This is a genomic window from Rhodococcus sp. DMU1 (genome assembly GCF_012272955.1).
Taxonomy (GTDB): Bacteria; Actinomycetota; Actinomycetes; order Mycobacteriales; family Mycobacteriaceae; genus Rhodococcus; species Rhodococcus aetherivorans.
In genome coordinates this window covers 4578962-4593585 of record NZ_CP050952.1, presented here as the reverse complement: position 1 = coordinate 4593585, position 14624 = coordinate 4578962, and the positions used below count along the sequence as shown (strand labels likewise).

Below are 14624 nucleotides of genomic sequence, written 5' to 3'. Positions count from 1 at the left end.
GTACCGCACGGATGTCAGGAGTCGGAGCGCACCGACCGCGCCGTCCACACCGCGCCGGCGTCGGTGACCGTGGTCCCGGACGATCCCACGATGAGCAGGCACTTCATGTCGATCGTGGCCGGGTCGAGCTTCTCGAGCGTGGTCACCTCGAGCGACTCGCCGGGGCGGCCGGCGTCGCGGCCGACCACGACGACGGTGTCGGCCGGCCGGTGCCGCAGCAGCACGGCCTGGGCCTGCGCGACCTGCGTGGTCCGCGACCGCGACGCCGGGTTGTACAGACCCAGCACCAGGTCCGCCTGCGCGACGGCCGCGAGCCGCCGCTCGATCACCTCCCACGGCTTGAGCCGGTCGGACAGGCTCATCACGGCGAAGTCCCCGCCGATCGGGGCGCCCGCCCGCGCGGCCACCGCCTGGATCGCCGACACCCCGGGTAGCACGCGCACCGGCAGCTCGGCGAACCGCGGATCCTGCGCGGCCTCGAACACGGCCGACGCCATCCCGAACACCCCGGCGTCGCCGCCCGAGACGACGGCCACCCGTTCCCCGGACAGCGCCAGCTCGAGCGCGAACCGGGCCCGGTCCACCTCGACGGTGTTCCCGCTCGCGTGCCGCCGCTGGCCCGGGCGGACCGGCACGCGGTCGACGTAGGGCCCGTAGCCGACGATGTGGTCGGCGGATGCCAGCGCGGCGGCGGCCTCGGGGGTGAGCCACTTCTCATCCGCGGGGCCGAGACCGACGACGAGGAGCTCCCGGGCAGCGACCGCCTCGGGAGCATCGGCGACGACGGGCCGGGACCGGTCGGTGATATTCCGGTTGCGCGGCGCCCGGTCGCCGGGGGTGAGGATCACCGAGAAGTACGGCACCGCGTCGGCGTCGACCTCGGCGACGGGGACGATGCGCTGCCCGCCCATCGACGCGCGCTCGACGTACACCGCGTCGTCGAGCCGGCCCGCCTGGGCGAGCGCGCTGCGGACCGCGGGGAAGGTACGGCCCAGCTTCATGATCGCGGCGCCGTCCGTGTCGGCGAGACGGCGGGCCAGCTCCGGCTCGGGCAGCGTGCCGGGCAGCACCGTGAGCACGTCGGTGCGCCGCACCAGCGGTTCCGCCGCGGCCGCGGCGGCCGCGGACACCGACGTCACGCCCGGAACCACCTCGGTCGCATAGCGATCCGCGAGCCGGTCGTGCAGATACATGTAGGAGCCGTAGAACAGCGGATCGCCCTCGCACAGCACGACGACGGTGCGGCCGGCGTCGAGGTGGGCGGCCAGGCGCGCCGCGCACTCGTCGTAGAAGTCGGCGATGGCGCCGTCGTAGCCGCCGGGATGGTCGGTGGTGCCGGTGGTGACCGGGTAGATCAACGCCTCCTCGATCACCCCCTCCCGGATCAGCTCGGCCGCAATGCCCCTCGCGATGGAGCGGCCGTGGGTGCCCGAGTGGTAGGCGATCACGTCGGCCTGCTCGATCAGCCGAGCCGCCTTGCGGGTGATCAGCTCGGGATCGCCGGGGCCGAGCCCCACGCCGTAGAACCGTCCGGTGTCGTTCACTCCGCCTCCTGGGCCAGGGCATTGATCGCGGACGACGCCATCGCCGAACCCCCGCGGCGCCCCCGCACCACCAGGTAGGGGAGCTGCAGCGGATGCGTGACGAGCGCCTCCTTGGACTCGGCGGCGCCGATGAACCCGACCGGCACCCCGACGATCGCGGCGGGCCGGGGGCCGCCGGCGTCGATCAGCTCGAGCAGGTGGAACAGCGCGGTGGGGGCGTTGCCGATCGCGACGACCGCGCCGTCGAGCCGGTCCTCCCACAGCGAGACCGCCGCGGCCGAGCGGGTGGTGCCCCACGCCGCCGCGAGGTCCGGCACCCGCGGGTCGCGCAGAAGGCACAGCACCTCGTTGTCCGCGGGTAGCCGCGTGCGCGTCACCCCGGACGCGACCATGTGGGCGTCGGTGAGGATCGGCGCGCCCGCCCGCAGCGCCCCGCGCGCCGCCGACACCAGGGCCGGATGGATCGCGAGGTCGCGGGTCAGGTTGGTCTGGCCGCACGCGTGCACCATCCGCACCGCCACCTTCTCGGCGTCGGCAGGGATCGCGGACAGGTCCGTCTCGGCACGGATCGTCGCGAACGACCGGACGTAGATGTCGGCGCCGTCGGTGACGTAGTCGTAGCGCCGGGGTGGGGGAGTGGGCGTCATGGGCGGGTCCTCGCGAACAGGAGGGTATGTGGGAAATTCGGGGCGCCACAGGATCGTTCGCATCCCACGACGTGGAGGTGCCCGGCCGGGGGCGCGCCGGCGACGGCACGCCGGGCCGCGGAACGGGTGTCGCCCTCGGCGAGGCTACACCCCGGCGCGCCGGCGCACGCGGTGGTGCGGGTCCACGGCGACGCACCGTCGAGCACGAACCCGGCGTCGCGCAGCGGCTGCGGATCGGGTTCGCCGGCGAGGACGAGGCCGCGCCACGGCGTGACGATCACCTCCGACTCGGGCAGCGCCGCCACCATCGCCGGCGAGAGGATGCCCAGCGGGACCAGCGCCGAGACCGCTCCCGGCAGGGGGCCGTACGGCATCGTGTACCGGGCGGCCGGCGGCAGCGGCGCGCCGCCCCCGAGCTCGGCCCCCGCCTCGGGCAGCTGGTGCACGTGCCAGCGGGTGCCGCGCACCGCCGCGAACCGCCGCGCCAGGTCGATCAGCGTGTCGACGACCCGGTCGGCCGGGACCACCGGCCCGGAGAGCCTCCCGATCGCGATCTCGAACAGCCCCGAGTCGGCGGCCACCGCGGCGAGGTCGCAGCGCAGGGCCGCGACGTCGCCGCGACCGTCGTCGAGGCCGAACAGGAACCGGCCCGGCAGCTGCGCGAGTACGAGTTCGGCGCACAGGGCGGTGTCGAGCGCGCCGATGAGCGGACGGAGGTCGGCGCGTCCTCCGACGATCCCGGACAGCGGCGACGCGACGACGTTGCGGACCCGTTCGTGCGACGGTGCCGGCAGGAACCCGGCCGCCGCCACCGCGTCGACGAGGCCGGCCGGCACACCGCCGCACTCGTCCACCGTAACGCCCCTGACCTGCAGGTTTCCGCGCGAGGTGAGGTGGATATCGCCGTCCGCGAAGGCGGTCGACGACGCCGACAGCGCCCGCAGTCCACCGTCCGGGAGCCTGCCGCCGGGCGCGCGCAGCCGCACCAGCGCGCCGTCGGCGGCGAGGTGGGGGCGCAGCAGACCGGGGCACCGGTCCGGGGGAAGGTCGACCATGGGGGCACATGGTTGCACACGACGAGGAAGCGGTGCGTTACGCTCCACCTGCCGTGGTGCTCGGGAAGCCGGTGTGAGACCGGCGCGGCCCTCGCCACTGTGAGCGGGTAGGTGCTCGCCCTCGTCCGGACCGGTCCGCCGGTCCGGAGACCACTGGACGGAAGTCCGGGAAGGTCGGCGCGGCAGCGATGATCCGTCAGCCAGGAGACCGGCCACGGCGCGGGAAGTCCACGAGGGTTTGGAGACTGAACATGGCTGATTTCGTGCTGCGCAGGGGCGATCGGGAACTGCGCGGGGCCCGGTCGTGACGCGGCTCGCGCTGCTGTCCACGTCGGACACCGACCTGCTGTCGGCGCTGAGCTCGGACGCCGAGTACGCGCTGGGCAACCCGTCGCGCCTCGACGTCGGGACCGAGCTTCCCCGCCTCCTCGACGGCGCCGACCTGGTGATCGTCCGCATCCTGGGCTCCGTCCGGTCCTGGCAGAACGGTATCGACGCGGTCCTGGCGCACGGCGCACCCGTCGTCGTGCTCGGCGGCGAGCAGCTGCCCGACGCCGAGCTGATGAGCCACTCGACGGTCCCCGTCGGCATCGCCACCGAGGCGCACGCCTACCTCGCGCAGGGCGGGCCCGCGAACCTCGCCCAGCTGCATGCCTTCCTGTCCGACACCGTCCTGCTCACCGGCGAGGGCTTCGAGCCGCCGGCCGCGCTGCCCGCGTGGGGCAGCCACGCGCCCGCCGCGACCGATCCCGGCCTGCCGCGGGTGGGCATCCTCTACTACCGCGCCCACGAGACCAGCGGAAACACCCGTTTCGTCCGCGATCTCGCGCAGGCGGTCGACGCCACCGGCCGCGCCGTGGCCGTGCCGATCTTCTGTTCCACGCTGCGCGGTGCCCCCGCGGACCTGCTGGCCGAGCTCGGCACCCTCGACGCCCTGATCGTCACGGTCCTCGCCGCCGGCGGCACCCGCCCCGCCACCGTCTCCGCCGGCGGCGACGACGATGCCTGGGACGTCGAAGCGCTCGCCGCCCTGGATGTCCCGATCCTGCAGGCGCTGTGCCTGACCTGGGGACGCGACGCGTGGGCCGACTCCGACGAGGGTGTCTCCCCGCTCGATTCCGCGACGCAGATCGCCGTCCCCGAGTTCGACGGCCGCATCATCACCGTGCCGTTCTCGTTCAAGGAATTCGGCGCCGACGGCCTGCCGCGCTACGTCACCGACCCCGAACGCTGCCGCCGCGTCGCCGGCATCGCCGTCGCGCACGCCCGCCTGCGGCGCATCCCGCCCGCGCGGCGGCGCCTGGCGATCATGCTCTCGGCGTATCCGACGAAGCACTCCCGGGTCGGCAACGCCGTCGGCCTGGACACCCCGGTGTCCGCGATCCGGCTGCTGCGCGCGCTGCGGGAGCGCGGCTACGACCTCGGCGACGGCTTCCCGGGCCTCGACACCGTGGACGACGCCGAGGCGGGCAACGCGCTGATCCATGCCCTGATCGCCGCGGGCGGGCAGGACGAGGAATGGCTCAGCGCCGAGCAGATGGCGGGCAACCCGGTCCGCGTGAGCGCGGCGCAGTACCGCGAGTGGACGGCGGACCTGCCCGCGGAACTGACCGACGCGATGACCGAGGCGTGGGGCGCGGCCCCCGGCGAGCTGTTCGTGGACCGGCAGTCCGCTCCCGAGGGCGAGATCGTCCTGGCCACCCTGCAGGCCGGCAACGTGGTGCTGATGATCCAGCCGCCCCGGGGGTTCGGGGAGAACCCCGTGGCGATCTACCACGATCCGGACATGGCGCCGTCGCACCACTACCTCGCCGCGTACCGGTGGGTGGAGAACGGCTTCGGCGCCGACGCCGTCGTCCACCTCGGCAAGCACGGCTCGATGGAGTGGCTGCCCGGCAAGAACGCCGGCCTGTCCGCGGCCTGCGCGACCGACGCCGCCATCGGCAATCTCCCGCTGATCTATCCGTTCCTGGTCAACGACCCGGGGGAGGGGGCCCAGGCGAAGCGCCGCGCCCACGCCACCATCGTCGACCACCTCATCCCGCCGATGGCGCGCGCCGAGTCGTACGGCGACATCGCCCGTCTCGAGCAGTTGCTCGACGAGTACTCGAACATCGCGGCGATGGACCCGGCCAAGCTGCCGGCGATCCGCGCCCAGATCTGGACGCTGATCCAGGCCGCCAAGCTCGACCACGACCTCGGGCTCGAGGACCGCCCGCACGACGCCGAGTTCGACGACTTCCTGCTGCACGTCGACGGCTGGCTGTGCGAGGTGAAGGACGCGCAGATCCGCGACGGCCTGCACGTGCTCGGCACGGCACCCGTCGGCGAGGCCCGCGTGAACCTGGTGCTGTCGGTGCTGCGGGCCGCCCAGGTGTGGGGCGGGCGGGCCCACGCCGTGCCCGGTCTGCGCACCGCCCTCGGCCTGAAGCCGGACGCGCCGCTCACCGAGACCGACGCGGTCGAGGCGCAGGCCCGGGCACTGGTGCAGGGCATGGAGGACGCCGGCTGGCAGGCCGGCAGCGCCGCCACGGTCGTGCAGTCCGTGCTGGGCGGGGCGGACCCGGAGGTCGAGCGGGTGCTTGCCTTCGCCGCCGAGCAGGTCGTGCCGCGCCTGGCACGCACCACCGACGAGCTCGACGCGGTGCTGCACGCCCTCGACGGCGGCTACGTGCCCGCCGGCCCGTCCGGATCGCCGCTGCGCGGCCTGGTCAACGTGCTGCCCACCGGCCGCAACTTCTACACCGTCGACCCGAAGGCGGTGCCGAGCCGGCTCGCCTACGACACGGGCGTGGCGCTCGCGAACAACCTGCTCGACCGGTACCGCGCCGACACCGGCGGCTATCCGCCCTCGGTCGGCCTGTCGGTGTGGGGGACCTCCGCGATGCGCACCTCCGGCGACGACATCGCCGAGGTCCTCGCCCTGATCGGCATGCGCCCGGAATGGGACGCCGAGTCCCGGCGGGTGCGCGAGCTGACCGTGATCCCGCTCGACGAGCTCGGCCGGCCGCGCATCGACGTCACCGTCCGCATCTCCGGGTTCTTCCGCGACGCCTTCCCGCACGTCGTCGCGATGCTCGACGACGCGATCCGCACCGTCGCGGCCCTCGACGAACCCGACGAGCTGAACTACGTGCGCGCGCACGCCCGCCGCGACGAGGCCGAGCACGGCGACCCCGAGCGCGCGGTGCGCCGCATCTTCGGGTCCAGGCCCGGCTCCTACGGCGCCGGCATCCTGCCGCTCATCGACTCCGGAAACTGGCGCAGCGACGCCGATCTCGCCGAGGTGTACACCGCGTGGGGCGGCTTCGCGTACGGGCGGCACCTGCACGGCGTCCCGGCCGCGGACGACATGCGCGCCAACTACCGGCGGATCGCGGTGGCGGCGAAGAACACCGACACCCGCGAGCACGACATCGCCGACTCGGACGACTACTTCCAGTACCACGGCGGCATGGTCGCCACCGTCCGGGCGCTCACCGGTGCGGATCCGAAGGCCTACATCGGCGACTCGACCACCCCCGACCAGGTCCGCACCCGCTCGCTGGCGGAGGAGACCGCCCGTGTGTTCCGGGCCCGGGTCGTCAACCCGCGCTGGCTCGCGGCGATGCGCCGGCACGGCTACAAGGGCGCGTTCGAGCTCGCCGCCACCGTCGACTACCTGTTCGGCTACGACGCCACCGCCGGGGTCGTCGCCGACTGGATGTACGAAACCCTCGCCCGCACCTACGCCCTCGACTCCGAGAACCAGCGGTTCCTGCGCGAGGCCAACCCGTGGGCGCTGCGCGGCATCGTCGAACGGCTCACCGAGGCCGCCGACCGCGGCCTGTGGGCCGAACCGGATCCGGCGACGCTCGCGGAACTGCAGCAGGCCTACCTCGACGTGGAGGGCGACCTCGAGGACCGCGCGTGAGGAGGCGGCTGCGGCTGATCGGGATCGGGCCGGGCGGGCCCGACGACCTCACCGTGGCCGCGGTCCGGGCGCTGAACGACGTCGACGTCTTCCTCGTCGCCGACAAGCAGCGCGGCGTCGACGACCTCGTCGCCGTGCGGGAGGAGATCTGCCGTCGCCACATCGCCGGCGACTACCGGACGATCCCGGTGCCGGACCCGCCGCGGGACCGCGCCCCGTCCGCCTACGGCACCGAGGTGCGGGACTGGCACGCCGCCCGGGCCGCCGCATACGAGACGGTGCTGCGCGAGCAGGTCGCCGAGCACGAGACCGCCGGATTCCTCGTGTGGGGCGATCCGAGCCTGTACGACAGCACGATTCGCGTCGTCGAGCGCATCCGTGACCGGGGCGTGCTCGACGTCGACTACGACGTGATCCCCGGGGTGAGCAGCGTGTCGCTGCTCGCGGCGCGGCACCGGCTGGTGCTCAACCGGATCGGCGGCCCGATCGTCGTCACCACGGGCCGCCGGCTCGCGCAGGAGGTGGCGGCCGGCGGTGACAACCTCGTCGTCATGCTCGACGGTGCGCTGGAATGCGCCCGGCTCGAAGGTGATTGGCGCATCTGGTGGGGCGCCGACCTCGGCACGTCCGACGAGGAACTCGTCGCCGGCCCGCTGCGGGAGGTGCTGCCGGACATCGAGCGGGCCCGCGCCCGCGCGAAGGCCGCGCGCGGCTGGGTGATGGACACCTACCTGCTACGTCGCGCGGACGGCGACGGCGTCGTCTCCTGACCGCACGCCGAGGAATGCGCCGACCCGGTGCGGCCGATTCGCCGGGGAAATGTACGCCGCGTCCCCCCGGCGCGCAGTGGATCCGTGCACACGGGACATCCGCGCGCCGAGGAACGGCGCGCGGATGCCCCGTCAGAGCACGGGCGTGGTCACCGGATGCGGGTGCCGGTCCGTGGGGGAGCGGCTGAGCACAACGGGCAGCCACTGCGAGGTCAGCGCCACCATGCCGAGCCAGGACAGCACCATCCCGGCGCCGGGGGCGTGCGGGGTCTCGACCGGCATGCCGTTCTGCGACCAGTAGCCGAGCAGCCCGAACAGGGACGCCAGTCCGGAGCCGAGCATCGACGCCGACGCGAGCCGCCAGCGGTGCATGCACAGCGCCGCGGTGGACGACACCACGCCGAACACCAGGGCGAGGCTCACGAAGATCCGCATCGGCACCGTCGTCGTGGCGTCGTGCCCGAACCACGTGCCGAGCACCGTCCACGACCATTCCGTATCCGACTGCGGCAGAAGCAGACCCAGCACCACCGCGACGATGCAGGCGACGAGGACACGGTGCCGCCGGCCGGCGTCGAACTCGCCGGCGACCTTTCGTTCGATGCGGGCGAACTCCTTACGGTACGCGGACAGATCGTCGCTCACCGGCACTCCTCGTCGATCGGCACACGAGGGACCATTATGCGCGCCCCCGCATGCGCCACCCGACGGCGGTGTCGACGACGAGGAACGCCAGCAGGCTCAGCCCGAGCACCGGGGCGAACCAGCCCACGACCGCGGCCGCGACACCGATCGCGACCGCCGGACCTGCGCCGATGCGGCGCAGCGCGCCGCGTGCCGGGGCCCGGCCGACGGCCCACGCCGACCCTCGCGTGGGCCGTCGCCGCCACCACATCACGTAGCCGCGCAGCACGACCGTGATCAACGCCACCGCCAGCAGCGCCAGGGCGACCTGCGTGACGAGCCCGAACATGATGCCCATGTGGAGAGTGATCGACCACCACGTCAGCTGCGCGGCGAGCGGCCAGTCCGCGAACCGCGACACGTCGACGACCTCGCCGGTCGCGCCGTCGACGGCGACCGAGTCGATGCCGTACACCCAGGGCTGGCGGGTTTCGGCGACGGTGAACGCGGTGCCGGGGCGCGCCGGGATCGAGGCCTCGACGACCCCGGTCAGTCCCGCGGCGGCGGCCGTGTCCAGCACCGAGTCGATCCGGGCGATGTTCGCGTCGAGCAGTCCCGGGTCGGCGGCGTGCCCGGCGTGGCCGCCGTGCCCCTCGTGGCCCGTCGCGGCCGCGGCGCCGCCCCCGGTCAGGGTCGCGTCGACGGTCGGCGTCTTCCAGTGCAGCGCGGCCCGCAGCTCGGCGATGTTGTCGCCGGCGAACCGGGACCAGGTCAGGCCGGTCGCGGACAGGAACACCAGGCCCACCGCGATCCACACGCCCACCACGCCGTGCCAGCCGAGGGTGCGGGACCGGCCGGTGGCGGTGCGGTCGACGGTGAGCAGGCGTGCCTGGGCGTGGCGGGCACGCACCGTGCGGTAGCGGCGCACCCACAGGTACACGCCGCCGAGCGCGATCACCCACATCCAGGACGCGGCCAGCTCGCTGTAGAGGCGGCCGGGCTCGCCGAGATGCAGGTGCCGGTGCAGCTGCGAGATCCAGGTCCGGACCGGCAGCGCGCTGCTGCTGCCGTAGACGGTCAGCTCACCGAGCGGCCGCGCGGTGACCGGGTCGACGAAGACGGCGCGCCGCTGCGACTCGCCGAGGCTCGGGTCGGCGAACAGGACCCGGGTGGTCTCGCCGGGGGCCGCGGCCGGCCGCACCGCGGTGACGGTGAGATCGGGGCGCTGCCCGGCGGCCACCCGGATCTGCTCCGCCACCGGCACGGCCGGACCGGTGGCGTCGGTGTGCAGCTGGTCGCGGTAGACGAGCTGCTCGATCGTCGGGGCCAGGGCGTAGAGGCCGCCGCTGACCGCGGCGATCAGGATGAACGGGGCGACGAGGATGCCGGCGTAGAAGTGCAGCCGCAGCATCAGCGGGTGCAGCGCGGGCGCCGCGGAACGGTCCGGGCGGGAACGGGGTGGGACGGGACGATCCGTCCCGAGGTCGGTCGTGGACATGCGAATGCTCGTTTCGATCGTCGGTGGCGACGGCAGCGCGCAGCGCCGTATCGAGGGGCGGCGCACCGCGCCGGGCGTCGGCACACGGGGAAGGCCGCCGCGGCGTACGGGCCACGGCGGAACGGGATCGGGTCAGGCGGTGCGGGGCGGACCCCGGGTGCCGGCCTGCGCGGAAACGAGCACCCGCAGCACGAGACGTGCCCGGTGCGACGGCGTGGCCACCCACAGCGGCGCATGCGCCGGGGGCGGGGTGAGCACCGCGGCGACGATGCGCCGCAACACGCCGAGCGCCGCGGCACAGCCCTGCTCGGCCGCCCGGATCAGGGCGGCGGAGACGACGAGGGCCGCGGCGTGGGCGCCGAGCATCGCGGGCGAGAGCCCGGGGCCGTGGGCGTGCTCGGCGGTGAGGGTGAGGACGGTGTGACCGACGATCTGTCCCGCCCCCAGGGTGAGCACCAGGGCGGGCAGCAGCCGGGACGGCCGGATGGCGGACACTGCGGCGCCGAACGCGGCGCAGGCGGCGATCAGCAGCACCACCGACGACTGGGACGGAATTTCGCCGCCCGCCAGGCCGTGGGCCGCGACGGACACCGCGGCGGAGGTCGAACCCACGAACGCGCCACGCATCGGCGCGGACGTCTGCGGGCGTGGATTCACGGTTGGGCACACTACCCGTCGTGACGACGGACCGGGCCGGCCCGGGGTGCGCAGCCGCAGCACCCCGGGCCGGGCGGGCCGGTGGGCGTCAGTGACCGCGCGGCTCGCGCAGGCTCGTTCCCTCGACGTCGCGGACCCGCTTGCGCTCCAGCATGACCAGCACGGCGCCCACCGCGAAGGACACGATGCACGCCGGGCCGGCGATCCACGCCCAGCCCTCGAATCCGTACCCGGCGGCCACCAGCGTCAGCCCGAGCAGGAGCAGCCCGAGGCCCAGGAAGAAGTAGCCGGGCCAGCCCTTGGAGTCGGTCAGGGCCTCGCCGGCGTGGCTGCGCATCGTGCGGGCGTCGTCGGCCGGGAAGTCGCTGTCGGTCGTCAGATCCCTGTTGTACGTCTGCCTGCCGTGCACCGGATCGGCACCCGCCCGGGTCTCGTCGCTTCTCCGAAACTCGTTCTCGTGTTCCGTCACAGCCGCATCCTTTCCAGAAGTCGGGCCGGGAGAGCGCTGCGGCGCTCGGATTCGCCGACCGTGTCCCCCGTGTACCCGCTCCCGGGTCCGGGTATGCACCGGCCGGACCCGGCGGTCCCCGTCCGGGGGCGCCGGCACTCGCCCGCAGACCTCGAGGGAGGAACCATGACCGACCAGCACCGGCCCCGCAATCCGGTCGAGCAGTACCCGGCACCGGATCGCGAGCGGCAACCCGAGCTCGAATATCCGGGCCTCACGTCCGACATGGTGTCGGCACCCGACCACGGCGAGCAGACCTATCGCGGCAGCGGCAGGCTCGAGGGACGGCGGGCGCTGATCACCGGTGCCGACTCCGGGATCGGCCGGGCCGTCGCGATCGCCTTCGCCCGCGAGGGCGCCGACGTCGTCCTCAGCTATCTCGAGTCCGAGGAGGACGACGCCCGCGACACCGTGCGGTGGATCGAGGACGCGGGCCGGCGCGCCGTCGCGGTGCCGGGTGACATCCGCGCCGAGGAACACTGCCGGCACCTGGTCGACACGGCGGTGCGCGAACTCGGCGGCCTGGACATCCTGGTGAACAACGCGGCGTTCCAGATGGTGCAGATGAACGGGATCGCCGACATCACGACCGAGCAGTTCGATCGCGTGCTGAAGACGAACCTGTACGCGTTGTTCTGGTTGTGCAAGTTCGGGGTCGGGGTGATGGAGCCGGGCTCGACGATCATCAACACGTCGTCGATCCAGGGGACGAGCCCGTCGCCGGAACTGCTCGACTATGCCACGACCAAGGCCGGCATCGTCGACTTCACCAAGGGGCTGGCGGCGGCCGTCGCGAAGCGGGGAATCCGGGTCAATGCCGTTGCCCCGGGCCCGATCTGGACGCCGCTGATCCCGGCCACCATGCCGCGGGAGAAGTTCGAGTCCTTCGGTGACGACGTCCCGCTCGGCCGCCCCGGGCAACCGGCCGAACTGGCGCCGGCGTACGTCTTCCTCGCCTCGCAGGAGTCGAGCTACATCACCGGCGAGGTCATCGCTGTCACCGGCGGCAAGCCCTTCTCCTGACACACCCGTGGTGGCCGAATGTCACACGCGGGTGGCGGCCGAATGTCACACGCGCTCAATCCAATCGAAGCGGTGTGACATTCGGCCACCATCCCAGGCGGGGGACGCGCGGGGGGTCAGGCCTGGGCCCGCTCCCACACGCGGTGGGCGCCGAGCAGGTCGACGATCCCGGTGACCACCGCTTCCGGATCGTCGGCGGTGACCACACCCGGGGCCTCGGGGTGGACGGCCGCGTGCTCGAGCGCCTCGGTGCCGGCGCCCCACGTGCCGATCGCCTTGCAGTGCCGGAACGTCTCGTCGACCAGGACGCGCACGCGCGGATCGGCCGGGGCGCTCGCGAGCAGCAGCGCGTCGTACTCGACGGACCGGGCCGTGGCGAAGGTCCGCGAGATCGGCACCTCCTTGCGGCCGCCGTCGAGCTTGCCGCCGTGCGGGCCGATCACCAGCGGCACGGCCTTCGCGGCGGCCACCGCGGCGACGGCCTTGGCGACCTCGGCGACGTCGGCGCTGTCGTCCGCGACGATGCCGACCATCCGGCCCTCGATCGGCCAGGTCGCACCGACCTGGGACAGCGCCTCGCTGCGCAGCGGCTCACCGGCGAGGGCCACCGTCGGCTCCGGTGCCGGCAGCCCCAGGCCGGCCGCGACGGTGGCGCACAGTCCGGCATCGATGTTCGCGAGCACGCGCAGGGCCCGCTCCTTGATCGCCTGCTCGAAGCACTTGCCGAGTTCGAAGGTGTAGGCGTCGGCCACGTGCTGCTTCTCGACCTCGGACAGACTGGTGTAGAACAGTCGCGCCTGCGAGAAGTGGTCGTCGTACGAACTCGGCTGTGCGCGTTCCTTGACCCCGGCGGCGATGGGTGCCGGCACGTCGATGAACGCAGCCTCCTCGGCGCCGGCCAGGAACGGGCAGCCGGCCCCGAGCGAGTTGGGCCGGTACGGGGCCGCCCCGGGATGAATACCGGTCTGGTGCATGCCGTCGCGCAGCATGTCGTTGACGGGCGCATGCGGCCGGTTGATGGGCAGCTGACCGAAGTTGGGCCCGCCGAGCCGGCTGATCTGGGTGTCGAGGTAGGAGAACAGCCGGCCCTGCAGCAGCGGGTCGTCGGTGACGTCGATACCCGGCACGAGGTGCCCGGGGTGGAAGGCCACCTGTTCGGTCTCGGCGAAGAAGTTGGTCGGGTTGGCGTTGAGTTGCATCGTCCCGATCAGCTGGACCGGCGCGAGCTCCTCGGGGACGATCTTGGTGGGATCGAGCAGGTCGATGCCCTCGAACGTCTGCTCCGGGGTGTCGGGGAAGACCTGCACGCCCAGATCCCACTCCGGATAGGCCCCGGCCTCGATCGCGTCGGCGAGGTCGCGGCGGTGGAAGTCCGGGTCGATGCCGCCGAGCAGCTGCGCCTCCTCCCACACCAGCGAGTGCACCCCCAGGCGCGGCTTCCAGTGGAGCTTCACCAGCGACGTCTCACCGTCGGCGTTGACCATGCGGAAGGTGTGGACGCCGAAGCCCTCCATCATCCGGTAGGAGCGGGGGATGCCGCGGTCGGACATGTTCCACAGGGTGTGGGCGGTGGCCTCGGTGTGGAGCGAGACGAAGTCCCAGAACGTGTCGTGTGCGCTCTGCGCCTGCGGGATCTCCCGGTCCGGGTGCGGCTTGGCCGCGTGGACGACGTCGGGGAACTTGATCGCGTCCTGGATGAAGAACACCGGGATGTTGTTCCCCACCAGGTCGAACGTGCCCTCCTCGGTGTAGAACTTCGTCGCGAAGCCACGCGTGTCGCGGACGGTGTCGGCGGAGCCGCGCGAGCCGAGCACGGTCGAGAAGCGGACGAACACGGGCGTCTCGGCGCCCTTCTGCAGGAACCCGGCACGGGTGATCTTCGAGGCGGCGCCGTTGGCCCGGAAGACGCCGTGGGCCGCGGCGCCGCGGGCGTGCACCGCCCGCTCGGGGATGCGCTCGTGGTCGAAGTGGGTGATCTTCTCGCGGAAGTGGTGGTCCTGCAGCAGGGTGGGGCCGCGACGACCGGCCTTGAGGGAGTGGTCGGTGTCCGTCAGCCGCGCACCCTGCGCGGTGGTGAGGTACCGGCCCTGGGGCCCGCGCGCGCCGTCGGGCAGGTCTTCGGGGGTGCCGGTGGCAGTGACCGGGATGGGTTCACGCTGGTCGGGCTTGGCCGGTGGCGGGTCCGTCGGGGTGGTGGGTTCCTCGACCGGGACCTCGAAACCGGCGGGTGAGCCGGGAACCGGCGGATTCTTCTCGAACACTGCGATGCTCCGTTCGGTCGAGACGGGTGACGTTCACGTCTCGGCCGAGTTGCCCCGCACGCCCGTTTCCAAACATCGGCCGGGGCGCGTGGGGTCTCGGCGTGCGCCGGGGTGGCGACCCGCC

Annotated in this window: 11 protein-coding genes and 1 riboswitch; of the genes, 3 read left to right on the top strand and 8 right to left on the bottom strand. The window is 73.3% G+C overall.

From position 1 onward, the window contains the following. Window positions 1-14: 14 nt before the first annotated feature. Genes HFP48_RS20995 through HFP48_RS20985 form a run of 3 tightly spaced genes read right to left on the bottom strand, consistent with a single transcriptional unit; the run spans window position 15 to window position 3246 of the window. Window positions 15-1544: a precorrin-2 C(20)-methyltransferase gene (locus HFP48_RS20995; RefSeq protein WP_168579962.1), complete on the bottom strand. Its 1530-nt coding sequence runs from the start codon at window positions 1542-1544 to the stop codon at window positions 15-17. Beyond that, on the bottom strand, window positions 1541-2191 hold the full coding sequence (locus HFP48_RS20990) for a precorrin-8X methylmutase (protein WP_168579961.1): 651 nt from the start codon (window positions 2189-2191) through the stop codon (window positions 1541-1543). The genes HFP48_RS20995 and HFP48_RS20990 overlap by 4 nt, the downstream gene beginning before the upstream one ends. Beyond that, window positions 2188-3246: a cobalamin biosynthesis protein CobG gene (locus tag HFP48_RS20985; RefSeq protein WP_168579960.1), complete on the bottom strand. Its 1059-nt coding sequence runs from the start codon at window positions 3244-3246 to the stop codon at window positions 2188-2190. The genes HFP48_RS20990 and HFP48_RS20985 overlap by 4 nt, the downstream gene beginning before the upstream one ends. Window positions 3247-3283: 37 nt before the next feature. After that, window positions 3284-3478, top strand: a riboswitch (cobalamin riboswitch). Window positions 3479-3550: 72 nt separating this feature from the next. On the opposite strand from HFP48_RS20985, the gene cobN reads away from it, so the two are divergent. Together cobN and cobF are read left to right on the top strand one after the other, a co-directional pair. Then, window positions 3551-7159 (top strand): cobaltochelatase subunit CobN, encoded by a 3609-nt coding sequence (gene cobN / locus HFP48_RS20980; RefSeq protein ID WP_168579959.1) that lies wholly within the window; start codon window positions 3551-3553, stop codon window positions 7157-7159. Then, window positions 7156-7929: a precorrin-6A synthase (deacetylating) gene (gene cobF / locus HFP48_RS20975; RefSeq protein WP_006945429.1), complete on the top strand. Its 774-nt coding sequence runs from the start codon at window positions 7156-7158 to the stop codon at window positions 7927-7929. The genes cobN and cobF overlap by 4 nt, the downstream gene beginning before the upstream one ends. Window positions 7930-8061: 132 nt before the next feature. On the opposite strand, the gene HFP48_RS20970 is transcribed toward cobF, so the two are convergent. From HFP48_RS20970 to HFP48_RS20955, 4 genes are all read right to left on the bottom strand, one after another. Then, window positions 8062-8574, bottom strand: a complete 513-nt coding sequence (locus HFP48_RS20970; protein WP_168579958.1) for a hypothetical protein — start codon at window positions 8572-8574, stop codon at window positions 8062-8064. Between the two features lie 34 nt (window positions 8575-8608). Next, window positions 8609-10051, bottom strand: a complete 1443-nt coding sequence (locus tag HFP48_RS20965) for a PepSY-associated TM helix domain-containing protein (protein ID WP_168579957.1) — start codon at window positions 10049-10051, stop codon at window positions 8609-8611. Window positions 10052-10183: 132 nt separating this feature from the next. Then, window positions 10184-10708, bottom strand: a complete 525-nt coding sequence (locus HFP48_RS20960) for a hypothetical protein (protein ID WP_029545392.1) — start codon at window positions 10706-10708, stop codon at window positions 10184-10186. Between the two features lie 88 nt (window positions 10709-10796). Further along, on the bottom strand, window positions 10797-11045 hold the full coding sequence (locus HFP48_RS20955) for a hypothetical protein (protein ID WP_230304583.1): 249 nt from the start codon (window positions 11043-11045) through the stop codon (window positions 10797-10799). A gap of 297 nt (window positions 11046-11342) precedes the next feature. Between HFP48_RS20955 and HFP48_RS20950 the strand changes: the two genes are divergently transcribed. Beyond that, window positions 11343-12239 carry an SDR family oxidoreductase gene (locus HFP48_RS20950; protein ID WP_168579956.1) on the top strand — a complete coding sequence of 299 codons (897 nt, stop codon included), beginning with the start codon at window positions 11343-11345 and terminating at the stop codon, window positions 12237-12239. Window positions 12240-12355: 116 nt separating this feature from the next. Here HFP48_RS20950 and HFP48_RS20945 read toward each other — a convergent pair whose 3' ends face one another. Further along, window positions 12356-14500: a catalase gene (locus tag HFP48_RS20945; protein WP_168579955.1), complete on the bottom strand. Its 2145-nt coding sequence runs from the start codon at window positions 14498-14500 to the stop codon at window positions 12356-12358. Window positions 14501-14624 lie beyond the last annotated feature (124 nt).

What these genes read in the sequence shown, in the direction of transcription:
- HFP48_RS20990 (WP_168579961.1), bottom strand. Translation starts at nt 2,191, where the DNA reads ATGACGCCCACTCCCCCACCCCGGCGCTACGACTACGTCACCGACGGC.
- HFP48_RS20985 (WP_168579960.1), bottom strand. Translation starts at nt 3,246, where the DNA reads ATGGTCGACCTTCCCCCGGACCGGTGCCCCGGTCTGCTGCGCCCCCAC.
- HFP48_RS20965 (WP_168579957.1), bottom strand. Translation starts at nt 10,051, where the DNA reads ATGTCCACGACCGACCTCGGGACGGATCGTCCCGTCCCACCCCGTTCC.
- HFP48_RS20955 (WP_230304583.1), bottom strand. Translation starts at nt 11,045, where the DNA reads ATGCGCAGCCACGCCGGCGAGGCCCTGACCGACTCCAAGGGCTGGCCC.
- HFP48_RS20950 (WP_168579956.1), top strand. Translation starts at nt 11,343, where the DNA reads ATGACCGACCAGCACCGGCCCCGCAATCCGGTCGAGCAGTACCCGGCA.